Origin of the sequence: Agrobacterium sp. B1(2019) (genome assembly GCF_008274755.1) — a bacterium.
Taxonomy (GTDB): Bacteria; Pseudomonadota; Alphaproteobacteria; order Rhizobiales; family Rhizobiaceae; genus Agrobacterium; species Agrobacterium salinitolerans.
Genome location: NZ_VTPB01000001.1, coordinates 771,861 through 796,233, shown reverse-complemented (window position 1 = coordinate 796,233; position 24,373 = coordinate 771,861). Strand labels below are relative to the sequence as shown.

The 24,373-nt window shown below is 53.1% G+C and carries 25 protein-coding genes; 9 read left to right on the top strand and 16 right to left on the bottom strand.

From position 1 onward, the window contains the following. The first annotated feature begins 133 nt into the window (after positions 1-133). Complete coding sequence (locus AGR1_RS03830; RefSeq protein ID WP_149146249.1) at positions 134-1,624, top strand: hypothetical protein; 1,491 nt, start codon at positions 134-136, stop codon at positions 1,622-1,624. Positions 1,625-1,958: 334 nt separating this feature from the next. Here AGR1_RS03830 and AGR1_RS03825 read toward each other — a convergent pair whose 3' ends face one another. Then, complete coding sequence (locus tag AGR1_RS03825) at positions 1,959-2,267, bottom strand: hypothetical protein (RefSeq protein WP_149146248.1); 309 nt, start codon at positions 2,265-2,267, stop codon at positions 1,959-1,961. 263 nt (positions 2,268-2,530) lie between these two features. On the opposite strand from AGR1_RS03825, the gene AGR1_RS03820 reads away from it, so the two are divergent. Further along, positions 2,531-3,034 (top strand): hypothetical protein, encoded by a 504-nt coding sequence (locus AGR1_RS03820; protein ID WP_149146247.1) that lies wholly within the window; start codon positions 2,531-2,533, stop codon positions 3,032-3,034. 553 nt (positions 3,035-3,587) lie between these two features. Here the strand turns inward: AGR1_RS03820 and AGR1_RS03815 are convergent. Further along, complete coding sequence (locus tag AGR1_RS03815) at positions 3,588-4,325, bottom strand: hypothetical protein (RefSeq protein WP_149146246.1); 738 nt, start codon at positions 4,323-4,325, stop codon at positions 3,588-3,590. A gap of 151 nt (positions 4,326-4,476) precedes the next feature. On the opposite strand from AGR1_RS03815, the gene AGR1_RS03810 reads away from it, so the two are divergent. Continuing rightward, positions 4,477-5,223, top strand: coding sequence for a hypothetical protein (locus AGR1_RS03810; protein ID WP_149146245.1), 747 nt, complete (start codon positions 4,477-4,479; stop codon positions 5,221-5,223). Positions 5,224-5,688: 465 nt separating this feature from the next. Here the strand turns inward: AGR1_RS03810 and AGR1_RS03805 are convergent, their stop codons facing one another. Both AGR1_RS03805 and AGR1_RS03800 read right to left on the bottom strand, forming a co-directional pair. Then, a complete protein-coding gene (locus tag AGR1_RS03805) occupies positions 5,689-7,128 on the bottom strand; it encodes a hypothetical protein (RefSeq protein WP_149146244.1) in 1,440 nt (479 codons plus the stop codon). A 333-nt stretch (positions 7,129-7,461) separates the two neighbouring features. Next, positions 7,462-8,286, bottom strand: a complete 825-nt coding sequence (locus AGR1_RS03800) for a hypothetical protein (protein ID WP_149146243.1) — start codon at positions 8,284-8,286, stop codon at positions 7,462-7,464. Positions 8,287-8,404: 118 nt separating this feature from the next. On the opposite strand from AGR1_RS03800, the gene AGR1_RS03795 reads away from it, so the two are divergent. The 4 genes from AGR1_RS03795 (at position 8,405) to tcmP (ending at position 11,600) form a co-directional block, all read left to right on the top strand. After that, on the top strand, positions 8,405-9,631 hold the full coding sequence (locus AGR1_RS03795) for an AAA family ATPase (protein WP_149146242.1): 1,227 nt from the start codon (positions 8,405-8,407) through the stop codon (positions 9,629-9,631). A gap of 139 nt (positions 9,632-9,770) precedes the next feature. Further along, positions 9,771-10,007, top strand: a complete 237-nt coding sequence (locus AGR1_RS03790) for a hypothetical protein (RefSeq protein WP_149146241.1) — start codon at positions 9,771-9,773, stop codon at positions 10,005-10,007. A 78-nt stretch (positions 10,008-10,085) separates the two neighbouring features. Beyond that, entirely contained in the window at positions 10,086-10,370 is a 285-nt protein-coding gene (locus tag AGR1_RS03785) for a hypothetical protein (RefSeq protein ID WP_149146240.1), read from the top strand. 84 nt (positions 10,371-10,454) lie between these two features. Continuing rightward, a complete protein-coding gene (tcmP, locus tag AGR1_RS03780) occupies positions 10,455-11,600 on the top strand; it encodes a three-Cys-motif partner protein TcmP (protein ID WP_187772035.1) in 1,146 nt (381 codons plus the stop codon). Here the strand turns inward: tcmP and AGR1_RS03775 are convergent. The 6 genes from AGR1_RS03775 to AGR1_RS03750 form a co-directional block, all read right to left on the bottom strand. Next, entirely contained in the window at positions 11,597-12,346 is a 750-nt protein-coding gene (locus tag AGR1_RS03775; protein WP_149146238.1) for a DUF5131 family protein, read from the bottom strand. The genes tcmP and AGR1_RS03775 overlap by 4 nt on opposite strands. Before the next feature lie 106 nt (positions 12,347-12,452). Further along, a complete protein-coding gene (locus AGR1_RS03770; RefSeq protein ID WP_149146237.1) occupies positions 12,453-13,046 on the bottom strand; it encodes a hypothetical protein in 594 nt (197 codons plus the stop codon). Between the two features lie 60 nt (positions 13,047-13,106). Next, a complete protein-coding gene (locus tag AGR1_RS03765) occupies positions 13,107-14,324 on the bottom strand; it encodes a pentapeptide repeat-containing protein (protein ID WP_149146236.1) in 1,218 nt (405 codons plus the stop codon). A 39-nt stretch (positions 14,325-14,363) separates the two neighbouring features. Beyond that, entirely contained in the window at positions 14,364-15,566 is a 1,203-nt protein-coding gene (locus AGR1_RS03760) for a GIY-YIG nuclease family protein (RefSeq protein WP_149146235.1), read from the bottom strand. Continuing rightward, positions 15,559-17,610 (bottom strand): DEAD/DEAH box helicase, encoded by a 2,052-nt coding sequence (locus tag AGR1_RS03755; protein WP_149146234.1) that lies wholly within the window; start codon positions 17,608-17,610, stop codon positions 15,559-15,561. Before AGR1_RS03755 ends, AGR1_RS03760 begins: the two co-directional genes overlap by 8 nt. A 3-nt stretch (positions 17,611-17,613) precedes the next feature. Beyond that, the gene (locus tag AGR1_RS03750; RefSeq protein WP_149146233.1) at positions 17,614-20,373 is read right to left on the bottom strand and encodes a DNA methyltransferase; all 2,760 of its coding nucleotides are present in this window, start codon (positions 20,371-20,373) and stop codon (positions 17,614-17,616) included. A 286-nt stretch (positions 20,374-20,659) separates the two neighbouring features. Between AGR1_RS03750 and AGR1_RS03745 the strand changes: the two genes are divergently transcribed. Next, a complete protein-coding gene (locus AGR1_RS03745) occupies positions 20,660-20,971 on the top strand; it encodes a hypothetical protein (protein ID WP_149146232.1) in 312 nt (103 codons plus the stop codon). Between the two features lie 46 nt (positions 20,972-21,017). Here the strand turns inward: AGR1_RS03745 and AGR1_RS29475 are convergent, their stop codons facing one another. The 4 genes from AGR1_RS29475 to AGR1_RS03730 all read right to left on the bottom strand — a co-directional run bounded on the left by AGR1_RS29475 (position 21,018) and on the right by AGR1_RS03730 (position 22,780). Next, positions 21,018-21,176 (bottom strand): hypothetical protein, encoded by a 159-nt coding sequence (locus AGR1_RS29475; protein WP_187772034.1) that lies wholly within the window; start codon positions 21,174-21,176, stop codon positions 21,018-21,020. Between the two features lie 325 nt (positions 21,177-21,501). Continuing rightward, positions 21,502-21,684 (bottom strand): hypothetical protein, encoded by a 183-nt coding sequence (locus AGR1_RS03740; RefSeq protein ID WP_149146231.1) that lies wholly within the window; start codon positions 21,682-21,684, stop codon positions 21,502-21,504. 134 nt (positions 21,685-21,818) lie between these two features. Then, positions 21,819-22,157 carry a hypothetical protein gene (locus AGR1_RS03735; RefSeq protein WP_149146230.1) on the bottom strand — a complete coding sequence of 113 codons (339 nt, stop codon included), beginning with the start codon at positions 22,155-22,157 and terminating at the stop codon, positions 21,819-21,821. Beyond that, complete coding sequence (locus AGR1_RS03730) at positions 22,154-22,780, bottom strand: hypothetical protein (RefSeq protein WP_187772033.1); 627 nt, start codon at positions 22,778-22,780, stop codon at positions 22,154-22,156. The genes AGR1_RS03735 and AGR1_RS03730 overlap by 4 nt, the downstream gene beginning before the upstream one ends. 221 nt (positions 22,781-23,001) lie before the next feature. Here AGR1_RS03730 and AGR1_RS03725 point away from each other — a divergent pair, with 221 nt between their 5' ends. Then, positions 23,002-23,541, top strand: coding sequence for a hypothetical protein (locus tag AGR1_RS03725; RefSeq protein ID WP_149146228.1), 540 nt, complete (start codon positions 23,002-23,004; stop codon positions 23,539-23,541). On the opposite strand, the gene AGR1_RS03720 is transcribed toward AGR1_RS03725, so the two are convergent. Further along, positions 23,542-23,928: a hypothetical protein gene (locus tag AGR1_RS03720; RefSeq protein WP_149146227.1), complete on the bottom strand. Its 387-nt coding sequence runs from the start codon at positions 23,926-23,928 to the stop codon at positions 23,542-23,544. Next, entirely contained in the window at positions 23,925-24,242 is a 318-nt protein-coding gene (locus AGR1_RS03715) for a hypothetical protein (RefSeq protein ID WP_149146226.1), read from the bottom strand. The genes AGR1_RS03720 and AGR1_RS03715 overlap by 4 nt, the downstream gene beginning before the upstream one ends. Positions 24,243-24,373: the final 131 nt, after the last annotated feature.

Genomic DNA, 24,373 nt, shown 5'->3' with positions numbered 1-24,373 from the left:
GGGTACCGCAAGTGGTACCGACTCCTGAAAATAAATTTTTCCTCAGAAGGATTAGTAAAGTTAACGGCTCGTCAACGGAATTGTAGAGTCAACATTTCTCGGCGTCTTGATGTCGTAATAGCCGACAGCAAACATGAAAAGACCGACGGATCATGGGGACTGCAATCCCTACCGCCGGTCTATCAAGGATGTTGTTATTATGGCCATTGGCGGAGCCCTTCACAAGTTATATTTAACAGATAAATCTTTCGATTATACCGAGTTTGACGCTGTTGCTCACGTTACAGTTCTTCACCCCTCCCATCGTGTCGGGGTGTTCTCCTTCGCAACTCCGACCGAGGGCGGTTGGGACGAATGGTCAGTCTTAGCAACCAAAGGTCCTTCGGCCGCTAAGACGGCACTTGCTTCGGGGTCTGCTGTCGATCTGTTCATCAGTCAGCAGACGTTCAAGGGGCATCGATGCGTTGCCAACCTTGTTTCTCTAGGAGCCGTACATTGCGACATAGATTATCACGATAAGAAAAAGGCACCGGACTGGTTTGATAAACCGATAGAGATGGTCGAGCAGGCAGTTCTGGAACGGATGGACGATCTGCGGATTCCGTTCCCTTCTTGCATAATCTCCACCGGCCAAGGCATGCTCTGTATCTGGCTTCACGATTTGCTGCCCCGGCAAGCGCTACCACGATGGATGGCAGTGCAACGCCACATTGGTGGCATGCTGACGGAATTCGGTTCTGACCGTAATGCAGTCGATGCTGCCCGGCTTTTCCGACTTTGCGGGTCAACGAATTCGAAAAGCGGCAGACAGGTGAGGATGATCTGGTGTCAGGGCTCGGTTTCCAACCCGACCAGGCATTCATTCGATACTATTGCCGAGGAAGTCCTCCCGTTTACCCAAGCCGAGATCAAAAGCCTACGTGTCGAGAGGGCAAAGAAGCGAGCTGATAAAGCTGCCCGGAAGGCTGCTCAGGGCGATCAGGAATGCGGTCCTAAACCCGCCCGTGTCCTTACAAAGGAAAGCTATTACGAGACGATCCTCACGGACCTGCAACTGTTGAAGGCTCATCGCTGGTCTACAGGGGCTATACCAAAGGGCCAGCGGAATGTGTGGGTATTCCTAGCGGCATGCGCAGTCAGCTGGCTGACGACGCCCGAGGCCATCGAAAGAGAGGTTGAAGGGTTGCTGATGGAGGCAACCGGCTTCAACGAACGGGAGATGAGGTCGTCCTGCTCAGCGGCGGTGAAGCGTGCACGGATGGCGCTTGAGAAGAAGACTGTAAATTTCGGTAAGAAGAAGGTCGATCCACGCTACATGTTTAGAGCAGCCACTATCGTCGAGTGGCTTGGGATCACCCGTGATGAAATGATCGGTGCCGATCTGCGCGTCCTGGTAACTAAAGACATTCAGGCCGACCGCAAACGCGTCCGGAAGAAGAAGTCTCGGATTAGAGCTGGCGGTAAGGATCGTGATGAGCAGAGAGCTGAAAGACTACGTATCGGTCGAGAAGCTGCGTACCTGCGCATCAAAGATGGGATGTCGATCCACGAACTGGCAGTGAAGTACCAGGTATCGTATGGTCAGATGCATAAGGCTCTCAAAGAAGCCAGTAACCTTCGATAATGATTATCACGTTTCGACGCGGTTTACGAATGAGTATCTAGGCCTTAGCCCCAAACTCTTGTCTTACATTATTATTCATGCTCAGATGATTATCACGTTTCGACGCGGTCTACGAATGAGTATCTAGCCTCTGGCTCAACTTCACTGGCTGGCTTATTGAGAGGCAACAGACATAGCCTGGTCGGTGATCCGAGAACTGGTGAAGTCCGATTCCGTTACAGGGCCGCTACCTAATACATGGATCAGGCATCTAATACGTAAGGCCGGTACCTATAGAAGCCGAAATAGTCAGCTGTTAATGATAGGCGTGCTGACTCAGGTTGTCATTATCGTCTCAGCTCATCGGGATCGGACGATGCAGTGCAAACTGGCTCAGATACCTCAGCAGGTCGGCAACAGCTTTCTGGCCTTCAGGGGCAACGCCGTTCTGTTCGATCTTATCAGCGACCAGCAGAATGGCTTCTACCGCAGTCATGGTGACGCCCTTGTACTCACCGAATGCGACCAGTTCGTCCAGGGTAGAAACCAACCAAGCACCTTCCACGGGAATGCTGCTGCCGAGGTCCAGGAGCTTGTCAGTACCGCCGCCGGAGATCGGTTCGATTTCCTGATCTTCCCAACGGACATCCAATATCTCGTTCATCAAATGCTCCTGTTTGCGTCACCGGCAGTAAATTTCCATAATTTCAACATTGTCAAAGACATTGATTTGCTTGATGTTTGCCGTTTTCCGGCGTGCTTAACCCAGGTTAAAATAAACTAAAACAAATTAACATACCTGTTTTGCCGGTTATTTCGAATTGTCCGACGGGAAACTGTGGGTTTCTTGCATAGACGTTGCTTACGCTCATCTCAGCGCCGCACGTAGTGACGACATAATTCACGTAGTGACACATGGAGACAGAAATGCCGAGACCAATTTCAGGAAATTGCGAAGCGCAGCGTCATCGCATGATCGAGTATCGTGCTCGACTAGCAGAAAAAGGCGAGCAGGAGACGGATGCCGTCGACACTGCACTGTCAGCGGCTTTGAGCCGGTATATCGAGGCGTCTCTGGATACTGGCACCAAGGAAGGGCAGCTCGTTGCTGCGACCTTGGAAGGTATGGCGGTGCAGGGACTGGTTAGGAAGTCTATAGACGACGCTAAGGCTGTTAACAGGGTCCTTGATCGGGCTACTGTGGAGGCCGCAGCGCAGCGCAGGGTCGCCAATCGTATCTATTACCTGCAGATGATTCAGAGACATCCGGACGCCACTGAGGGCGACCGTAGGCGCTTCCTAATAGGACCTGCGCCCTATGGCGCGGACCCTCTCGATTGGGATGATGCGCCTGATATCCACCTGATTGAGGAGCCCGACGATCAACCATATGCCTATGCCGATGAGGACTACGATGACGAAGCCGCTTGAAGAGCACTCCCCCCATTACTCCATAAAACAGAAACGAATTATTCGAGTTTTGAATCTCGTGTGAAAGCTGTCACGTTGTGACGACCTGGCGGCGTTGGTACGGGCTCATAGGGCCGTGCAGTGGCTGGCCTGACAAGGTGAGGATCACGCTACAATCGCCAACGGCAGAGGGTTTTCGCATCGGATTCAGTTTCCAGGCGAATCTGGCGATGTGGCCAACATAGCGTGTCATCATATCTTCGATCCTACGTCCGATGGCTGCGAGACTGGCCAGAAAATACCGCAATCAACTCCCAGCCGAATACATCGTCGACCGGCCGAAACAGACGAAATAGTGCGTCAGCACGCCTACGCCGACCTCGGCTAGCAGCCAAGTGAAGAATAGCAAACTTCTGTCGAAATTGCAGTCGCCATAGTGGCCTGTCGGATCGGTTTTGTAGCAAACCTTATTCAGCTTCTCGTGGATTATCGTGGAACGCCTCTAGCAGGCCGTTGGAAATCCAGACGGTGAACAGGCCAGCGGCAACCGGGATGAAACTCTTGATCTTATCTCTCATAGCTCCGCCTGCCGTTTTTGGGCTGCTTCCAGTTCGACTGCCAGCTTTTTGTGGCGTTCCGTCAATTCCTCAATAGGGACCTTCGGCAGCATCCAGTGAGGCTGAGGCCACGGGTTCGCCTTCTCCTCATCGCGCCGTTTGGTGATCTTTTCGATCTCGCGTTTAAAACGCTCTTCCGGGTCCCAGTCACCTCTATCGAGCAGCGGGACCCCGTATTCCTTGGCGAGGATATCGTTGATCAATACCGCCTCTAGGCCTATCCAACTGTAGCGGAATATCCGTTCTTCGAACGCGTCGTCGTAGTCCGGTGGGCCGTCACCATATTCCCACAGGCTGCTAACATGACGGTTCGCAAGGTAGATTTTGTTGGGGATCGAGCGAATGCGGTACTGAAGCTTTTTCGGAAACGAGCCCCAGCTCCAGTTATCTGGCCACTCGATCCAAGGAGTTTTGACAGTCGTCTCCCAAACCCCATGGCTGTCCTGGTGCAATGGATCGTCAACGACTTCGGAACAAGCAGCGATCAGGCGGTCGAACTCAGTGACCAAGATGAACGCCAGGACCTCGGCCTCGTTCTTCTTTTTCCAGTGGGTGGTCAGATACTCCCTGAGCCAGTTCAGTCCGAAAAGAACGATACCGGCAACCAGGGCTACTGTCAGGCCAGGTAGGATCGTCGACAGCCACGTTTGTGGGGCCGCCGCTGCGCCCCCAATAGTGAAATTCACGAAATTCATGCCCCCCCCAGCCGTCTATTGGGTCGACATTACACAACCCGGCGGTGCGTCGCCAAGATTCTCGTCGGCGGATGTCGAATCTATTTGCGCCATGATCATTTTGACCCAACCATTTCAATCAAGACAAAAATCCTAAGAGGGAACGTCCGAAATGAAGGAAGTAACAACCGAAGATATCCGCAAGATCGAAGGTGCTGAGCTGCGCTGGCTAACTCGATATGAGCACCTCATCAGCTGGGGTAAGTCCGGCACCCTTCGTAAGGCTGCGCAGGCATTTTACAACCAGATCGCTGCTGCTGAACAGGCTAAGGCTGTCGCAGTATTCCGCATTGCTCAGATCAACGTGATCGAAAAAGCTGTCGCCCGTTTCGACGTGAAGTCCATCCGCAATGCCCAGATGGCAGCGGTTGCCGCAAAGCACCGCGCCAATGCCGCCGAGCGCCAGGCAATCCAGGCAGCGTGTGATGAGATCATGGCTCTCGAAGAGATCGTCCCTGCCGACGACATCGACGATATCCTGTCGACCGTTTCCGCCGCGCTCGGCATCGAGCTGCCGGGACACGATGCTAAAGCCGATATCTGCCAGCGTGGCGCAAAGTCTATGGACGATCTTAAACGCGAGCTTGGGCCATCTCTGTGGGATCGGCAGATGGGTTCTTCGTTCCCGTTTCACGATCTGGCATGCGCTGAGCCTATCGTTCGTGCTCCCTGGAACGAGGGATTAAGTAAGATTGAGTTATGGGCGATCTCACATTTTTCAAGCTTGACCGACGACGTTTTCGAGTGGATTGCGAGGAATAAAGATAACCCCGAATGGGCTGACGACGCCCTTGACGACGAGGTCCTCGTTGCCGCTTGCAACGTCGTCAGCCACCCGTTCGATGCGGGACCGATTTAGAGCAGCTGGGCTGGTCGCCGCCAACTGACGAGCCTCCTGATCCACCGTACGGGGTCACGCCGATAGCCGAGATCATTCGACGAGCTGCGGCATGAAGTGGATCGGACTCGCCATTGTAATTGGGGCTGTCATCCTGGCAGCTCTGCCGGTCGCGGCTGCGGATTGGTCGTGATCGTCCTCGCAGCCGAGGCTAACGAATAGGCTTTCGATCAGCCTCCATATCGGCCGCCGCTTTAGGTCACAACAATGACGGTCAGCACGATTGCGGCGATACCGGTATTTTCCATTATCTGCTGATGATCAGCTGCGGCTCAAGCCTGAGCGGATTCGGCTGCGAAATGAGTCTTTTTGCTAGCGATGCAGCCAACGAAGGCAGCATTGTCGGCAAAATCCTGCTCTTTGCATCCGAGGGTCTCGGACCACTCCAGATATTCGGCGGGTGTCGTCATCTTGGAGCATTTGCCGTTATTGTATATTCATAGCCTTCCAGAGGCCTCGATGAAGCATAATCTTTTTGGCTTTGCTGAAAGTCGATAGCCGGTTCCGATATTTATAAGCGTAGTGGGTAGTCTTTTTCTGCTCGATGTTTCCAAATGCGCTGCAGTCAAACATGGCATTGCAGATCGTAAGTAGGGTCGCTGAATTCGGTTGCCCGTCGCAGGCTTCCAACCAAGCCGCCTCCAACTCTGCATATGAGAAATCCCTCTTTCCGACCGCCGCGATTGCGGTGAATATCGCGTTGATTTCCCCGACCTCCGCGTATCCACTCAGTTCGTCGTGTATTTCAGGAAAGAAGTATTTTATTGAGTAATCACGAAGACCGGATTTAACCTCACCATCCGTCATCACACCGGCTTTATGAAACTTCTGCACGTAAGAGAGAAGCTGGAAGAAATCTCGCGGCGTATGCCTCGTCATATCGAGGAAATACTGCTTCGTCGGCGTGTCATAGACAAATCGCGGCAGAAACTCTGTAAAAATATCCACGTCTCGGCCGAGGCTGTTCTTTCCACGCAGACCAGCACCTCTGATAAGCATAGAATTGTCAGGGTCGTTCACATCGTGATACCAATCCAGGTCTACCGCATACGGCTGCCGGATTTTATTCTTGTTCGGACCTGGCGTCTTATCGAAAAGGTCGGTCCTGCATAGGATGACAATTTTGAATGGGACGTTGTTACCGTGGAATAGCGCGTTCAAAACCGAAGCTTCGTACATCAATGCGTATAGAGACTTGTACTGCACCGATTTCGAAGTCAGGATTTCATCCAGACCGTCAATAACCAGAAAATGCTTGTTGGGTGATTTTACGCCTAAAGCCATCTTTTTGAGGCTGTCTACGAAATTAAAGATGCTGTCCGGATTTTTGGGCTGCCCATCTTCGTGATCATATTGAAGCAGATCGAACGGCACTTTCACCGAGAAAGTCTTTTTTGCGCTGGTCATGACAATCGCAGCCGGTGAAGCCGCTGGAGAAACGCCCAGTTCTTTAAAAGCCTTCAACGTGTTCTCGAACTCCTGCACGTTCGCATGCGTTGCGGCGGCGTCGGTTGCGAACGACTCGATCATGTAGATCAACAGAATCCACGACCAAGCGGCTGGGTATTTGGCCTCTGGCTCGATATCGCCCTTAATGATCTTGGAGAACGGAGTGAATGGGAAATCTGCCAGCGAAATCTTCTTGACGAACCGGTCGTAGCGACCTGACTGGGATAGGTCGATGCGCTCGCCGATGCTGGACTTTCCTGACCCCTTATAGCCTAGGAACAGGAATTTTCTGCCTTCGATAGCTTCCTGTTCAGCCGAATTGAGATCGATGAAGCCGGACTCAATAAGCAGAGGATTACGCTCTCTTTCGGCCTCCGCACTGATTTCACCAAAATCGATCTTTTTGAAATCGCTCATTCTAACGGCTCTTCATCGAGTAGTTGAATCGACCTTTTCGGCACCAGCAATTGCATGTCCCCGGATATATTTCCAGCGATTTCGACCTGTGCAATTTACGCCCGTGTGGAACAGTTTTCACATTGAAACGCGACTTGCAAAATCGGGATAAGTGAGCTGACCGAGAACGAATGACGCTTGCGCTATCCCACCCAAGTGGATTTTCGACAGAGCCTGGAGGTATTGCTTGGGGAAATAGTTCGAACTCTGCGGAGCTGAGACTGTGCCGCCGTGGCAGGAGGTCAGGTCGTGCCCGGGAAGCCGAGAACGTGATGACCCCACGGAAAGCAGTCCTTACGGCTCCGATATCAGCTCGAAAGGCAGCGACTTAACGAACCGCCCCAGACTATCGAGCATGTCTTCCACCATGGTGGGCAATGCATCGATAGCCGAGTTCTCTATGTAATAAATCCAGGGGCGACCGTTGGTTGTTGAACAGCTGAAAAACCGGTTCCAGGCCTTGTTCTTCACCTGCGTCTCAAAGAACTCCCTTCGATCAAGGCTCCATTCGAAGCCGCCGTGGAACATGAAGTTTCGATACGTGAACATTGCTTCGAACCATGTCGCAAACTCCTTGGAAAGAAACTTGTTGAGCCCGCATGCTGCGACAAGCTGCGGCAGCCCTAGTAGGATGTTGTTCGACGCTTGCTTCTTGTCGTTGAAATAGAATTGGCAATTCCAACGCGCCGGATGATCCCCTGCCCTTTTCCAGCGCTTGTGACTGCCAGGGCTTATGTTTTTACGATCATACATGTCGCCCAGTGCAGCAAGAGCCTGGCCAAGCGTGCTTTCGACCAACGGGGCGATCATACCGATTGCAGCCATGCTCTCGGCCGCGTCGCGATATACGGATTCGTGGATCATATCGACGTGGTGATCCACCCAGTGATCATGATGCGGACCCCGATAAGCTTTGACCTCCTCGCCTTCCTTTTCAATGGCTTTGGAAAAAGCTTCCCCTGCTTCACGGTTACGGGAGATCATCAGCCGAACAGCATGCACCTGCGACTGCCAGTCGATGGTGTTAACTAAGGTGTAGAGGTAGTCCCGGTCATCAAGGTTGTCGAAATAACTAGTCTTCAAGCCCTCAAATTCGCTGTAGTCTAAGAAATTTGCCACTGGGTTCGTCACCTGAGTTAAACACTAAGACCGTCACGGCCACACAACTTTAACGCAATCCCGCACTGACTAGAACATGCTATCTCAGCGATATTTATTGCCGACAGGGGAGATGACAGTGGACGCAGCGACCATCTTGGCCAATGTCCTGAAAAAGTATCAGGAGTCCAACGACTTCAATGGCTGGCCAGCGCACGGGATTCGAGCGCCCGCCGAGAAATCCGCTTTGATAGAACTGATCGAAGCGGGACTGGTTGACCTGATCAACGACGAAGAAACCAATAATCCGCATATTCGGTTGCTGCCAGCCAGACCAATCGCTGATCAGGTGAAGCAAGTCTCAAACAGGGGGCTCAAATATGGGTGCCTGTTCCCCACTCGCAAAGCTTTGGTAGACGTGGCAGGCGTCAGCCCTGAGCCCACCGCCCCTTATACCTCGGCCTTGAAGCTTGGAGCCCCACAGCTAGAGTTTCGGACCTTTCGTTTGGAGGTGCTGGAACGCTACCGCAACGATCCTACCTTCAGATACTCGGTCGATGATACGTCCGGAACCATCTATCGCGACGGCAAGGACAACGAAACCCACGAGTATGCCCAGTTTGGCTTTGCGTTCGATGAGAAGGTGAACCGGTATGTGGCTGCCTTCCTTCGATACCTACATGACATGTCAGCCGAACAGCAGGCCTATTGGGCTGGATTTGAACTTCAGGGCGATTTCAAGCTTCACCCGGATTACTACCGGTCGTCCATTCTCGGGGAATGGCCTGAAGGCGTGTCGGTATTCGACGCGATCCTCGAAGAGAAGAAGATCATCAACATCATGAGCGAACGCATGGGCAAGCCGAGGCTTTTTAAGTCCGACTACGAGGCCTATCGCCGCCCAGACCATTTCGGCTTTCTAATCCGCCCCACCAAAAAGGAGTTCTCAGATTTCTGCCTCCGGCTTGACCAACTGATGTCCGATGACATGAACTACAAGTTTTTTGAAGGGGATATCGAGGTCTACGAATACGGCAAGATGGACAGCGGCGAAGAAATAAAGCGAATGAAGGGCACCATTTCGCTGCTGATGGAATGGCTGGCAGCAAAATTTAAGCCCAAAGACGAAAAGGATATGGTGCCCATAAATGAGGGTTTCAGGGCCGTCCGCAAAGCTCGCCAGAAACCCGCCCACAAAATCGAGGACAATGTCTTCGATGAGGCTTATTATCAGCAGCAGCGCGAACTGATGATCGCAGCATATGGGGCAGTTCGTTTCGTCCGCCAGATTTTTGCTAATCACCCCGCGTGCAAGGATGTCGATGTTCCTGAATGGCTATTCGAAGGGCATATATGGACGCAATAAGTGTGCGTCTGTTCTGACGTCCAATAATGAATGTTATTGGACATCAGAGCCTGGAAATAATCATATGAGGCGTTGGAAGCGAACGCGCTTTAGCTGCCAATGGGATTTCAGAACCCAGCATTTCCGGTATGATTGATCAATGACAGCACTGCACGCTGAACACATCAACGCGCTTTCTAGCCTGATCATGTCCCGCATGATCTACCGTCGCCTTCGAAACCAACCGGAGCTGGTCGAGCAGGTTGCTGACGGGCTCGAATCCGAGATCAATGCGCTCGATCCCGACAAAGTCGCGACCTACGCGCATGAATGGCTCCAGGTTCTTCGCGATCCGGCAAAGCTAAAAAGCCGTGATGACCGGTTCCCGCGAAAATGACCTATGGCTCAGCAAGAGCAAACCGTTTCACGCCTCGGCCTTCGGCCTCGATTTCACGGATATCGAGGGCGCAAGCGTATGCGACTGGCTGCCAGGAGGATCGCGATCAAGAAAATAGAGCATGGGCGCACCTGGTCCATCTCGGGCTTCAAAATGCTGACGGCTTATCCGAGCCCCGAGAGAAGTCCAGAATTCCGCTCATTCGAAGAGATCAAGCAGATGTCCGGACGGGACGGAGTTCTCGTTCTCCGGGCCATGGAAAGCAGTAGAATCCGTTCCTATCGGCGGACGGATGTCGAGGCGTACGTTGCCCGACAAGCGGAAATCGACCAACTGATGACCGAAATCAGCGCGGATCATTAAAGAAACGTGAGGTTTTGCGGTTGGGCGAGTTGGCGACATGAGAAATCAGTCATAGGTTGAGTTGATATGCAGCCGGGATTCGCCATGACGAACATCTATCAAGGCCGTGAACAGACTGAAGCAAAGCATTTTATTTTACGTAGGTATCTCCAGACACTGGCCATGAAGGCACTTCATGGGGGATGGAACCTAGCTTACATCGATGGCTTTTCCGGACCGTGGCAGTCTCGAACGCCCGATCACTCGGACTCATCCTTCATGATCGCACTCGCAGTCTTGAAGGATGCTCAAGAGCAAGCTCGCGCCCATGGGAAGAAAGCTCGTGTCAAATGTCTGTTTGTGGAAGAGAACGGCGCGTCCTTTGCACAATTGCATCCCGCAGTTATGGCCTATCATCATCCGGCAAACGATTTCTTGGTTGAGACCTTCAACGGCAAGTTCGAGAATGCGGTCCATCAGATTCGTCGGACGATGGCGAACTCATTTGCTCTGACCTTCATCGACCCCACAGGCTGGACCGGCTACGAATTTGACAAGCTCAGGCCTCTCTTCGACCACGCCCCGGGCGAAGTTCTGTTGAACTTCATGTATGACTTCGTCAGCAGGTTCACCGCTTCATCTGACCCGAAGACGCTTGCCTCTTTCGACGGCATTCTTGGTCAGGGTTGGCAGCAGCGCCTCGACCCATTAGTACCCCGTGAAGAAGGTCTTATGACCCTCTTTTCGGAGCAATTCCGGCTAGCTGGCGGTTTTCGGTACGTCCTCAGCACTCCGATTGAGAAGATATCTGACCGCACCCATTTCCATATCGTGTACGGAACTCGCAGCGCTGAGGGACTGGCTGCATATCGTGATGTTGAACATGCGGCCCTCAAGGATCACGGTATGAGGCGGGCATCTGCCCGTGAAGCGATCAGGGAGAATAAGACCGGGCAGACCGACATGTTCGGTGTAGAGGGTGCGGCTTCTTTCGCTGAGATATCTGCCGACGCGCAATTCGCGAGCATCAAGCTTCAGGCGAAAGACTGGCTCCGCGAGCAGTTGCCGAACTGTCCAAAGCCATTCTCCGAGATTTGGCCGCCAATGCTTGACCGGTTCATGGTGAGGAAAACCGATGCCAAAGACATTTGTGTGGAGTTGGCCAAGGCAGGAGAGATCAAGAACACCTGGCGCATGAACGGATCGAGGCGTCATAAGCCCGGCGACGCCGATCAAATCAAACGGGCTTAGGCCGCGACCGCAGGCATGTTGTCCCAGGTTCTCCCGCGATAAGAGCGCCCCGTCTTCTTCTTATTGAGGCCGCCCCATTGTTTAAAGAAGAAGGCAGTGTCGGAGTCCGTGCACATGTCGAAAATTTCGTCGATCCACGCCGGTTCCATCGGTCGCGCCTTAGGGCCCGATTCGCCACCGACGATTGCCCACTGAATTCCGGCGAGATTGCCACCGGATACCGAACCTATGAGAGGTTCGAAGGAAACGAACCGGACAGCCGCAGGGACCTGCCTCAGCTCATCGAGCCGATGCAGAACACGCCCGTCCTCGACGCTGGCTCCCAGCCAGACATTGGAGAGCACAGGGAATCCCGCCTGCAAAATCTCCGCCATTCTGTCAGGACGTTTTGTCAGGATTTGGTAGGTGTGGCGGGGAGTATCCGCCATAACCCGCCACACCTTTCGCACGAAGTCGGTGGGAATGTCCGGATGGAAGAGGTCTGACATCGAGTTGACAAACACATTCCTCGGGCGAGACCATGTCGTGGGAATTTGTAGGGCACTTTCATCAAGGTAAAGCGCACCCGTCCACTTCGGCCTGCCACCGCTTTTGCGCGTCAGGCCGCGATACTTGTCGACACCCATGGCTTCTAGCCGAGCTGCCATTCGCATGGCATAGCAATTGGTGCAGCCAGCGCTCATGATGGAGCAGCCTGCCACCGGATTCCAGGTCGCATCGGTCCATTCAATTGTCGTTTCAGCCATCGGCAGCTCCAGATAATCTCAGGATGCTACCATTATCGGTAAACAATCCGGTAAAAATCAGTCGGAGCAGGTGTGTGGCCGTACAGGCGGACGTCAATAAATGATTTCATGTTGAAGTCTGGCGGCCTTCGACATTGTACCCCTTGAACCTGCTTCCAGCGTCAAGCTTCCATTTCACGTAGCGACTGTCGAACCATGCAAGTTCATGGACAAAGAACGGCGGATTTTCCTCCGCCGTCGCTTCTCTTGCAGCCGCCCGAATTGCCGCAAAATACTCCCGATACCAGTGGTATTGGTGAACCCCCAGCATTTCGAACGCCAAGTCTTCGTCAATCAGCTTGCGGCGTAACATTACGCTGACATCGCAAAAGAAGAACAGGACACGTGTATGGGCGATCTGGCGGTCGTCCCGCAAGCCCCATCGCTCACCACGCCTCGAATAATTGAGAATAACGGGGCTGTTCTGACGGTCATCTTCCATTGACTGCCATATTTCTAACTGCTCCCAGACCACGGCTCGAAAAGCGGCGAACTCGGTTGACCACCATTTGTCATGTAGCGAGGTGACGGCCTTCAGGTTCTCACGCTTCTTCTGCGTTAGATAGACATGTATCGGTCCCAAGGCGGCGATACCGGCGAGAACCACGCTGCAGATTGAGACGATCATTGCGGGGTTGCCCCAGATGCCTTCCGCTGCCATTGGCCTCTCCTCGTGAATGGTTGCTCTGGTAGAGCTTGGAACAGGGTTTCCGCTCTCCGTCTAGTAGTCTCGATGGGGTAAGACGGCGTTGCCTTGATCGCATTGATTATGCGGCTGGGCGGATTTCGGGGTCTCCTGACCACAGGGCTTGACCGCTATCGGAGCCACTTTGCCATTGATGGTGACGTTTGCTTTTTGGCCTTCACACGTCCATGCGCCATCAAATTTAGCGGAGACATGTTCGTTTTGAATGCTTATGGTTGCGCCACCGACAAAAGCATCCGTGAAATCCAACTCGGCAGCGAAGAATTCCGCCCGCCCTTCATCCGACAAATGTGCATATTCGTCGGAGCCCGACACGATGGTTGCACCCTCTAGATCGGCACGGGCAAAACTTACCTTCTCAAAAAAAGTCGTATTTCTCAGACTCGCATCGCTGAGGCGAGCGCCTTCAAATGAGGTGCTTTGAAGAGAAGCCTCGTCAAATGAGGAACCCTGCAAGCCAGCATCTTTGAAGCTGGCTCCTTCGAAAAAGGTGGAGTCAAATACAGCATACTGGCCGGTGATATTCTCAAAACTCGAACTAACGAATGAGGAGCCGCGTGTTTGAACGCCAAGGAATGTCGCGCAATCAAAACGGGTAATTTGGTTATACATGTTGCGCATCGACGCATACGCAAAATTTGAGTAGCTGAGATTCACGTTGTACAAGTAACTTCCATCGAGAACCGAGTCTCCTAGATTTGTGAATGCCAGTTCGGACGCAGAAATTCGTCCTCGAACAAAGCGGAGGTAGGGTAGCTGGACCCCGACCTGTCCTGGATCATCCGTCAGCTTTAAGCCACTAAGGCCAATTTGGTTACCGGTGCTATCGGTAAGAAGTTCAGAGCCATCCCATCCTAACCAACATCTCGGCGTGTAATCGGCTCCTGCAGTCTGGTACAAAAGGTCCGTTAGTTGACCCGCGCCCCCACCAAAGCAATCCTGCACATTCAGAAACTCGATGGCCTCACGCCTGCCGAAACCACCAGCTTGCTTCATTGCAAGAAGCTGCCACGCGTTGAAGGTCCGCGCTTCCCTTTGGCTGCTCAGGTCAGACCAATACGCTAGCAAGCCGATGACGAGTCCCAATACCGTCAGGGCATTCAATACCCCAACAGCCGGTGGATTGGACAAAGAATTTAAGGCCCGGTTTAGATAGCCTGCCTTCGGTTGCCGCTCCCAAGCCTTATCCTTGATTGCAGCGAGGATGCGCCTCAGTTCACGCTTGTTGTCCATAGCCGCCGACACCAGCTTCCGTCGATTTGCCCATTACCTTCACTCGTCAGCAACCAAAGCAGCCTGATCCGGCCGATAGCGATAACGAGAGATCGAGCCATCCCGAATCCGTTCGACAGCTTCATCAATCACGAACAACGGAACCAGGAACCACTCGCGTGGAACCACTGGCTTCCCAAAACGATCCTTGATCTCCAAATCAAGCCGAGCCGCACCAAAAACTCGATGTATGAGGTTTTCGAGCTTGTTTCGATTAATGTTGAAAAGCTCGTATGTGGCAACGACCTCGACGTCGGCCAAAAGGAAGGTTGCGTCGAATTTCGCATTGGCGATCCGGCGCTCGACACTACCGCCCGTTACCCCGATCTTGTGTATTAGATCACGGTTCTGGGCGACTAAAGGATTCTCGGACTTGCTGCGCAGGACATAGATTTTTCCGCTGGCCAGATCGCCATCGTCGGTCTCGTCGGCAAACAGCGGACCCGCCGTCGGCTCGGTGATCCTTCGACCAGTTTCATCCTTATAGAGTGCGCGCTGGAGGGATCGGAGCAAGATGTTGCTCTCAGTACCATTGGAGTAAATCGCACGCAGCCGAGCATCTGTTTCGCCGTTCGGGGCTTTGATAGGTTCGCCCACCTCGGCCACGTAGACTGTCTGGCCACCGAGAATGAAAAACTGCCCGGCGGTGATCTCAGCCTTCAGGAAACCAGCATCTTTTACGAATGGCCGGGTCGTGCGAACGCCGGATTTCAGCTCGGCCTGCACCTGGTCAAACAACGGCTTGAACTGGTCAAAGTCCTCGCAGCGCTCACGGTTTGCGATCTCCTCGGCCGCCCGCTTCTCAGATACCGAGCGAACGTGCTTAAGCGTTGTTATTTCTGAAACCTCCGCTTCTATCCCCAGTTCGGCCAAGAGAGCATCGTCGTCCATTTCGTCGATGTTGGCCTGGCTCATGACCGGTGGAACTCCAAGCAGTCCCTGATGGTCCATTGGTTCGACAATCGAACGACATGCTTCGATTTCACGGATGCGATCTAGCCGCACCGCATACAGCCGTTCGAAGATATCGACGGCTTCCCCGTGGCGCGGTAGTCGTTTGTGTGTCTCGAAGAAGCGCTGGATTTCCTCGAAACCAGCGATGATCCGCTCTTCCTCGGCCGTGCGGGTGCTTGTGCGCTTGGCCTCTACTTCGACGCCAAGTTCTGCAAGGAGCGCATCATCATCATCGGTGAAATCAGCCATTGGCGGCCTCCGCCTTCATGCGGGCGAGAAACGCGACGCCTTCGGCCATGCGGCGTTCCCAGGGATCAGGCGAGGTGAGCGAGGGCAAGCGGTTCCGTTCGGCTTTGAATTTGAGAGCGCGGCGAGCCAGGTCGCGAGCCTCCTCGGGTGTCATCTGTACCTTCTTGCCGGTGATGATGGCCTCAACCTGCTTCAGGCGCTCCTCGTTCATCTCTTTCGCGAGGATTTTATAGGCCTCACCGAACGGGTTGATGCTGTCGATCAGGTCGATATCTAGTTCGAGCACGCTCAAGGCAATTTTCCGGACGCCATCGATTAAGGCGGTGTTCCCGGATTGGGGGGCTTCTTCGTTCGGGTTGAGAACCGCCTTCGCCTGCTGAGTCAGGTTGAGGGCAGCAACTGCATGCTGTCTGACCGCCTCCTGGTCCTCTTCCGTCAGAGACGGGTACTTTTCCTTAATGATTTTTCCAAGCCTGACCTGTGTCAGCTCCTGCGGCACCAATTCATGGTCAAAAAGGCCACGCTCAATCGATGACCGATCTTGCACGAACGCTGCAATGACTTCATTGAGGTCTTCCTGGCAAATACGCTCGGCTTCCTTGCTCTGCGGCTGCGCCAGACCCTTTATCTCGATCTGGAACTCACCGGTGTCAGCGTTGAAACCGACATTGCACTTGTCCTCCTGATAGCCGCCATCTCCATAGTCGAAGCCGTCCTGCGGACCTGTAGCCTTGGCTTTGGGCGTGAAGTTGAACCTCGGAGCGAGCACCTGTTCCATCAGCAAGCTTGCCGCGATGGCTTTCAGCATGTCGTTGACTGCTTCCGCGACCGTGGCCTCAGAGGCATCGGGTTCAGCGATCAGGTTCGTGAATCGAGCCCGTGACTTGCCGGGCGCATCACGGGTAGCGCGACCAATGATCTGGACAATCTCTGTGAGGCTGGACCTGTAGCCCACCGTCAGCGCGTGCTCGCACCAAATCCAGTCGAAACCTTCCTTCGCCATGCCGAGCGCAATGATGATATCGACATGGTCGCGGTTGTTCTTCTGACTGGGGTCCTTCAGCGCGGTCGACACCCTGTCACGTTTGCTTGCATCGTCGTCAACCAGGTCAGCGATCTTGAGGATGCGGCCGGAGGGTGTTTTGACAAGCTGGAACCCGGTCACAGGGTCGGTCCCCTGCCACTCGCCCAGCTCTTCGATGATGTGCTCCACTTCCCGCACCTTATCCTTGGTGCTTTCCCGGGAATTGACGGAAGGGATGTGGATGATCGTCTTCTCGTCCGGGTTGAGCACCTTCAGAATGTCGTCGGAGTACGCGTTGGCGTAGAAATAGTAGCCAATATCTAGGGTCTTGAGGTGCTTGTAGCCGTTCAACTGCTCGTAATAGGTGTAGGTGACGCTTTTGAACTTTTCCTCATCGTTCGGCATCAGGACGGGTTCAGCGTCGCCACGGAAATAGGAGCCGGTCATTGCAACGACGTGAACCTGGTTGCGCGCCAGCAGCTCGGCCAACTGCGCGCCAAGGCGGTTGTCGGGGTTGGCAGACACATGGTGGAACTCGTCGATGGCAATCAGACAGTTGTCGAAGGCCTCGATACCGAATTTCTCAACTGCGTTGCGGAAGGTCGCATGAGGGCAGACGAGGATGCGGTCCTCACTCTTGAGGAACGTTCCGACCGCCTCGGCCTTACCACCATCAGACCCCGGTGCATTGCAGAGATTCCACTTCGGCTCCACTGTCCAATCGGTCCAGAAGCCGAACTTCGAAAGGGGCTCGTCCGCGAAGCTCGACCCGATTGATTTTTCCGGCACGGTGATGATTGCCTTGCGAACGCCCTGGTTGTGAAGCTTGTCGAGCGCGATGAACATCAATGCCCGGCTCTTGCCGGAGGCAGGGGGCGACTTAATCAGCAGGTACTGCTCGCCTCGTTTTTCGTAGGCGCGCTCCTGCATAACGCGCATGCCCAGCTCGTTCGGTTTGGTGGAATTGCCGTTCTGCGCATAAGTGACAGAGACGGACGGGACGGATTTCTCGTTGCTCATGACTTATGCCTTCATCTTGATGTTACCGGACTTCGTCGGTTTTCCGGATGTCATTTTGGTATAGAGTTCGAACAGCTTTTCCAGGCGCTCGGTGTCGTTCCTGAAGCGTCGACCGATGTAGATCGCTTCCAGAACCTCATCGTTCCGATCATGCGCAGCCTTCAGGTCGGCGGGCATCTTCTCAGGGTCGTAGAGGTGAGCAATATTCGCTGGAAAGTGAGCTTCTCGCGCCAAGAGAATGTCTTCCGCACAGCGCGTGAGATCGGTTTTGTTTTTCTCTGTCAAATTCGGAAGCGAAAAAGTATTATATCCAAGTACATTCGAATAGCTAATTCGCTCCTCTAATTTACCACAAACAGTTTCCACCCAGACTCGATGTAGTCTTGATGAGCAAATTGCAAACACAAATAATTTTGGCTCGTAAATAGCAAATAGTTTATTTGTCGCAATCTCGTTGCTTTTGATCAACCCACACGGAATATATCCCCGCTTTTCGGAAGAGACCTCCGGGACAACAATAGCGGCTTTGCCGTACTCTTGTATTTGAATAAATCTGTGGGAATCCAACGCTCGTTTGCGCGTCGACTCCGCCCCACTTTCAAGGCGCGATTGTTTTACCTTTTCGAACCGGACAGCAAGTTCCGTGGTTGCCTTCGCCTCTTCTACTTCGTCATCCTCGACCCAGATGCAATATCGCTGAAGGCCGTCGATAATCTCCTTTGAACCGTACAGAGGGCGTAGGAACCTGCTCGCGTCCGGTGATGAGGCCAACAGATTGCGGCGCTCTTCGGGAGATAATATGAGATTTCCGCCGTCGGTAGGCTGATTACCTTTCAACATCCGAGGAAGTCCTGCAATGGATTCAGAATGACGCGGGATGAAGACATCGTCAAAGTCTAGCAAATATGGATTTAGCCTCGTCACCTCCTTCTTTTGGTCCTCGAAGAAGAGGTATTTCTTGCCTCCATTTTTCCTCCGCAGCCCGACCACTACACACGTGACGCCAGCATTGTTCTGAGCCAAGTTTGCCCATTTAAAGGGTGCTTGAGCAAAGAATATTTCGACATCTTTACGCAAAAGAGCTGGCCACAGCAGAAACACTTGCTCGCCTTGACAGATGGAGTTTGTCGTAACGAATGCAGCAGCCGCCTGTGTTAGGCGACAGAATTCCGCCGCGAGCCAAAACCACGCCGAAATGTAGTCTAAATTCTTGAATTTGACTCCGTTTCTATTGAAAAGATTCGCTAATTCATTCTTCTGCTCCTTCGTCTGCTTTGAACTTCCGATGTACGGAGGGTTGCCGCACATGTAGGTTTCACCACCTTCGTTTTCGAAATCGATTTCAGCTTGGTGGAGAGGTGTTCCAAAAAGGTCCTTGCTGCGAATTTTGACGCCAGTTCCGGTCGGACCGCAAAGACTGAGCCAATCGATTTCAAGCGCATTGCCGCAGGTCACCCAATTCTTCGAATCCAGCGGCAGGAATTCGGCCAACGCCTCCTTCTGACCGCGATACAGGACGTCACTCTGATACTCGGCAATGATCAGCGCCAAACGAGCGATCTCGGCCGGAAAATCACGAAGCTCGATACCTCGGAAATTGGTGAGCGGGATTTCCGACCGACGCTCAGGCTCCCCTCGCCTCTTGTTGATCTCAGCCTCGATCTCACGCATCTGCTTGTAGGCGATAACGAGGAAATTGCCGGAACCACAGGCCGGGTCGAAGACGCGAATCTTGGACATCCTGCTCCGGAGATTGAGCAGCTTCCGGGGATTGTCTCCCGCCTCCTCCAGTTTCTCGCGAAGGTCATCGAGAAACAGCGGGTTCAGGACCTTCAGGATGTTCGGCACGCTCGTGTAATGCATGCCGAGCGAGCCACGCTCGTCGTCGTCAGCAACAGCCTGGATCATGGAGCCGAAGATGTCCGGATTGATCTTCTTCCAGTCGAGACCGCCGATATGCAGCAGATAGGTACGTGCGATCTTGCTGAAAACCGGGACATCGGTCGAACCAGAAAACAGCCCACCATTCACGTACGGGAAGACGTTCGCCCAACGCGGAATGCCAGCTGAAGCGCGATCCTCTGAACGGGTGTTCATCGCCTTGAAGATGGCCTCGATCACGACGTGCGTATCGGAGGAGTCCTTGCTGCTCATCTGCTCGACCGTGGCAGTGAACAGGGTCTCTTTCATGAAGATGTCGGTGTCTTCGGCAAAGAAGCAGAAAATTAGACGCGCCATGAAGTGGTTCATCTCGTGACGACGCGCTGACGTGCTCCACTCCGGATTGTCCTTTTGAAGTTCGACGTAAAGGCGGTTCAGACGTCCAGTAGCCTTGATATCGAAGCTGCTTTCGCGGATTTGCTTGACTGTGGAAATCCCCGCCAGAGGCAGGAAAAAGCCAAAAAACTCCGGAAACTTCCGATACTCGCAGACGATCACCTCGCCCGTGTTCAAGTCTTCAGCCTGGAAATCAAGGCCGTCGGTGGCAAGGATGAATTTGGCCTTGGCTCGTGACGTGGCGGGGCTGGATTTTAGGTCTTTCAGTGCGTCGGTAACGGCTCCAGTAGCGGCTACCTTGATATGGATATTGGTCGTTTGCAGGACACCGCCGATATCCGACTTATTGGTGTCGCCGCTTCTAAGCCGCCGAAGAGTGGTTTCCTTCGCGCCAAATGCCTGGAGGAAGAGAAACGGAAAATCTGAAGCATCAAATGGCTGTTCTGCCAATGATGATATGGCTTCTTCGATTTCAAAAGCGTTCAATTCACATCCCCACCAATTCTCAAATCAGGAATGCTGAAACACTGGCTCCTGACATCACCAATGAATAGTGGGATCATTTCGTCAGGTCACCCCTCCAGACGCAACCGAGCAAAGAAAACCACTCGAAAGTCCCGGATTTCAACACCTTCATGCTGTTCGATTGTGGACAGGCCGCCTTACCTACAGCACCTCATCCGCCATTGCGATGACGCCCGTACCATCACTGATAGTCCAGGTTTCCGGATGCGGTGGCGAAACCCTTCTTAAAGAGGTTCGGAGGAAAGCCATGAAGGGGTTCTCAGAACAAGTATGGACGGTGCTTGCTCGGGCGATGACGGCTGCGGCATTCGTGATGTTGATTGTGGTGCTGGCCGGATGCAGCCTGCCCGCAAGTGAATCGAAGGTGATAGAGAAGGTCGTCGTTATAAGGCCGAAGGTTCCTAAATCTTTAATCGACTGCGACAGCGATAAGCCTATATATCGACACCAGACCGTCACTTTGAAGAAGGCATTCGCTTTCACGGACGAAGCCATGAAATGGGGTGAGCGGTGCTCCAGCGAGAATAAAGCCATCGGCAAAATCGTTGAGGTAGAATAGCAAAACCCCGATTATTAGGCCGGGGTTTGGGGTTGTTCAGGAATAATCAGGCGGCTGCATCGAGATAGATGTCTATATTGCCAACTCGCTCACCGTGCTCGAAGACGAGATCAGTGGCTTCGCCGTGAATGTCTTCAGCGATGTCTGCAGGGATTTCCCAAACCGTCATCCCGTAAACTTCGATGTCATTTTCAGTTTGAGGCACCTCCAGGCTCCATGGCTTGCTGACACCATCGGCGTAGATAGCTACAGCCTGCTCAACTGTGTCTGCGACTGCCTGGACGTAGTTGCTGTCGATAATAGCGATTTTCTTTCCATTTTAAATTTCCTTCTTCTCTAATGTTGTCCGGCTTCATCTTTTTCTTGCCGGTCATCAGCTCGTTTGCTGATAATTAAATATTTGGCCATCGGCGGAAATTACACAAAAATTATTTAGTGACAGAAATATAGTGATTGAAATCACTTCTCTGGCCAACCAATTTTTCTTGAAAAATTACACAATAATTCCGCCGATGGAAATTTAAGCGACTTTATTTGTCGCGGGCATTTGCCGACGGCTTCTTTCTTCTGCTGCCGATCTCGTCATACAGCGCCGAGAGCAGATTGCTCATCTGTCCTTCGATCTCTCGAAAATGAGCCTGTCGTGCGGCATCCTGCTGAGCAAGCTTTTCTGCTTTGGTCGTCTTCGTGGTCTTTTTCGGCTTCGTATTCATGCTGTACCTCTTACTCTTTACGTTTCGGGTACAGCCCATTTAGAAGCCCGACCCCACCTTGCTAAGGGCAAAAATTTCAGACCATGCATTTTTCTGCCGCCGTCGAAAAAGGCTCCGTTTCCGGAGCCTCTTTCTCATTTCTGTAATGCGGTCGGCCTCTTGAATGCTGGCCTGGGCGGTGGCGCTCGGCGGGGTGGAGGAGCCGATGAGGCTTTGACCGGTGCCGGTACCGCAGGGGTGGCAATGGTATTCAACTCCTGACGGAATTCTTCAATCGCTGCTGATGTCTGCTGGCTGATCGGTACGATGCTGGTTCTATCCCTTCGGATGAAAGCACCGTCATTCAGGATTCTCACTTTTCTTGATGCAAGCGTTTTTTCCCAGACCCGGTTGAGCGATGCGCGGAATTTTTCCAGGTCGGGATCAGCGTTGACGACTGTGGATGAGCCGGTCATTGGAATGGATTTTCTCATGGTGCAGCTCCTACCCATTCCCAGCTCTCGTCGTATCCGTGCTTAATTTCGCGGTCGATCCGATCAATCGCAAAATCGTGCACGTTAGGATATTTGCGGCTCCGCAGTTCTACAATGCGGTCGACGACACCATAATCATCACGACACAGCCAGCCCGAAAGCTGCGACAGAGCCAGGTGGCCGGATGCGATGATGCGGCGCAGGCGTGACCGGACATGCTGTTCTTCCGTCATCTGCAGAGGTCGACCGGCTCGACGGAGTACCTGGTGGCCTCTCAGGTCTGCAACATATGCCGCGAGCCCGATGTCTTTCTGTGTAGTGACGATCTCGCCGTCTCCATTGACGACGTCGTAGATCATGTCAGCTTCCAGAAGCGGTGCCTGATAGATGGTTGCGCCGACCGCCAGTTCCATCAACAATTCCGCCGAGATGACACGAGGATCGCTCGCAGAGCACCAAGCATCGATTGTCCTGCGGCTGACATCGAGCCATTCAGCAGCACGGTCTCGGCGCGTGTTGCGGTCGCCAAAAGTGTTGACCAGCTGTGTGGTCCAGATTTCGATTCCGCGTTTCGTGAATGTCGGCTTTGGTGGCCGAACAGTGAATGATCTAAATCTTCCCATAATAATCTCCCTGCCGGATGATCCCGACAGAGATATGGTTTTGCGCAATTTCCTTCGGCGCAAGTGTTGATGTGTGTTTAGAAAATACACCAAAGAGAAAATACCTTATATAGTCAACGTAATATTTTCTCAGGTGTGTAATTTCCGTCGGCGTGATTTGTGGAATGCTTTGAAGACGACCACTATTCCTTCATCCTCATTAGACAAGGGAGATGATGGAAATGAGAGCATTTTTTATGGCCATACTGATGGCCATGGCACGGCTGGCCGAGGGTGGATTAAAGGGATTCGAGTGGTGCTGGCAGAAATTTCTAGGCCTTCTGCCAGGCGGAGGTGGCGGTGGCACTGTGATGCCTCCGCAGAAGCTCGATCTGCCGGATGTAGACGAAGCTAAGTATGTGCAGGACAGAGCTGTAGATCAGCAGAAAGCTGCTGATTATATCCTGTCGTCACCGGAGCGTGTTGCGATGGCATGGGCCCAGGCTTTGCCGGAGCACCGTGACACGATTCCGTTGACACGCCTGACGCCTGATCAGATTGATTGGCTGGAAGTCCACCTAACGGATGACCAGATCAAAATCCTGGCGTCGGAAAAGTCAGAGCGGAAAATCGCCGATGCAATGGCTGGTCGCGAGGATGCAATTTTTGGCGTGCCCTCTGTTGGTCAGACCAAAAAGAGAGAATCCGATCCGGTTCTTTCGGATCGGATCGCAGCTTTCAGAAATGGTTGCCTCGAACGGCCACCTGCGTACGTCAACTGATCAGTGCAATGCCTGCGCTTTACGGCGCTTTACGTCATCACGAAAAGGTCGTGACCTGGCAGACGCTTCAATTTGCCGGGTCGCAATTACGAGCGGAAGCAGACGCTCGATCTCATCATCGTATTCCGCAGGCGGCACCATTTCACGAAGATAATCGCCGAACTCTAACCATACGGCGTCGACGTCTTCCTCACGTTGATGGTCTTCAGGCGTCATCATGTGGTCCTGCATAGACATTTCGGTGCTCTCCAGTTCTTCATGATAAGCTTCGTAAAGCTCACCGATGGAGCGGAATCCTGTCTGACTCAGCACATTGCGGATGCTCATCCGATTTACGCGCCAATGATAGAGCGCCATGGCGGGCGACATGATGACTTCTTTGATCATGCTGCTGACCTCATACGCTCGATGACACCGCGACGCTGAGCTGCGACAGCCCTCAGGCGTTCGTTTTCACCCTTCAAACGCTCATTTTCCAGGATCAGCCTTTTTGCGTACTCAGCCCAGTCGTGCGCGGCTCCGACCGCATCCGACAGCTGTTGAGCCAACATATGAGATGCACGTTCTTCACGAGCCGCCCGGGCTGCAGCGATCCCAGACATATGCGCGTTGACAGCACCTGCTGCCAGACCCACGAAAATTGCTCCGGTCTGCATTGCGACGGACGTTGCTGGGCACGGAACCGAACGATGCTGGGTCATGGATATCTCCTGTCGAAAGCTCGTGATGAGAATGTCCGGTACCAGGAGTTAACAGGAGTCGCTTGTCAACATTAAAACTTTACAGATCAGACGATTTTTCGGTACCTTTTCAATGACTTGTAGCAATCCAG

Bases quoted from the DNA above. Each gene is read 5' to 3' on its own strand.
- tcmP (WP_187772035.1), top strand. From the start codon at position 10,455: ATGACGAACATCTATCAAGGCCGTGAACAGACTGAAGCAAAGCATTTT.
- AGR1_RS03730 (WP_187772033.1), bottom strand. From the start codon at position 22,780: ATGGGAAGATTTAGATCATTCACTGTTCGGCCACCAAAGCCGACATTC.
- AGR1_RS03760 (WP_149146235.1), bottom strand. From the start codon at position 15,566: ATGGCTGATTTCACCGATGATGATGATGCGCTCCTTGCAGAACTTGGC.
- AGR1_RS03755 (WP_149146234.1), bottom strand. From the start codon at position 17,610: ATGAGCAACGAGAAATCCGTCCCGTCCGTCTCTGTCACTTATGCGCAG.
- AGR1_RS03745 (WP_149146232.1), top strand. From the start codon at position 20,660: ATGAAGGGGTTCTCAGAACAAGTATGGACGGTGCTTGCTCGGGCGATG.
- AGR1_RS03765 (WP_149146236.1), bottom strand. From the start codon at position 14,324: ATGGACAACAAGCGTGAACTGAGGCGCATCCTCGCTGCAATCAAGGAT.
- AGR1_RS03720 (WP_149146227.1), bottom strand. From the start codon at position 23,928: ATGATCAAAGAAGTCATCATGTCGCCCGCCATGGCGCTCTATCATTGG.
- AGR1_RS03735 (WP_149146230.1), bottom strand. From the start codon at position 22,157: ATGAGAAAATCCATTCCAATGACCGGCTCATCCACAGTCGTCAACGCT.
- AGR1_RS03805 (WP_149146244.1), bottom strand. From the start codon at position 7,128: ATGAGCGATTTCAAAAAGATCGATTTTGGTGAAATCAGTGCGGAGGCC.
- AGR1_RS03715 (WP_149146226.1), bottom strand. From the start codon at position 24,242: ATGACCCAGCATCGTTCGGTTCCGTGCCCAGCAACGTCCGTCGCAATG.
- AGR1_RS03770 (WP_149146237.1), bottom strand. From the start codon at position 13,046: ATGGCAGCGGAAGGCATCTGGGGCAACCCCGCAATGATCGTCTCAATC.
- AGR1_RS03785 (WP_149146240.1), top strand. From the start codon at position 10,086: ATGCGACTGGCTGCCAGGAGGATCGCGATCAAGAAAATAGAGCATGGG.
- AGR1_RS03810 (WP_149146245.1), top strand. From the start codon at position 4,477: ATGAAGGAAGTAACAACCGAAGATATCCGCAAGATCGAAGGTGCTGAG.
- AGR1_RS03830 (WP_149146249.1), top strand. From the start codon at position 134: ATGAAAAGACCGACGGATCATGGGGACTGCAATCCCTACCGCCGGTCT.
- AGR1_RS03820 (WP_149146247.1), top strand. From the start codon at position 2,531: ATGCCGAGACCAATTTCAGGAAATTGCGAAGCGCAGCGTCATCGCATG.
- AGR1_RS03825 (WP_149146248.1), bottom strand. From the start codon at position 2,267: ATGAACGAGATATTGGATGTCCGTTGGGAAGATCAGGAAATCGAACCG.
- AGR1_RS03790 (WP_149146241.1), top strand. From the start codon at position 9,771: ATGACAGCACTGCACGCTGAACACATCAACGCGCTTTCTAGCCTGATC.
- AGR1_RS03775 (WP_149146238.1), bottom strand. From the start codon at position 12,346: ATGGCTGAAACGACAATTGAATGGACCGATGCGACCTGGAATCCGGTG.
- AGR1_RS03725 (WP_149146228.1), top strand. From the start codon at position 23,002: ATGAGAGCATTTTTTATGGCCATACTGATGGCCATGGCACGGCTGGCC.
- AGR1_RS03815 (WP_149146246.1), bottom strand. From the start codon at position 4,325: ATGAATTTCGTGAATTTCACTATTGGGGGCGCAGCGGCGGCCCCACAA.
- AGR1_RS03740 (WP_149146231.1), bottom strand. From the start codon at position 21,684: ATGAATACGAAGCCGAAAAAGACCACGAAGACGACCAAAGCAGAAAAG.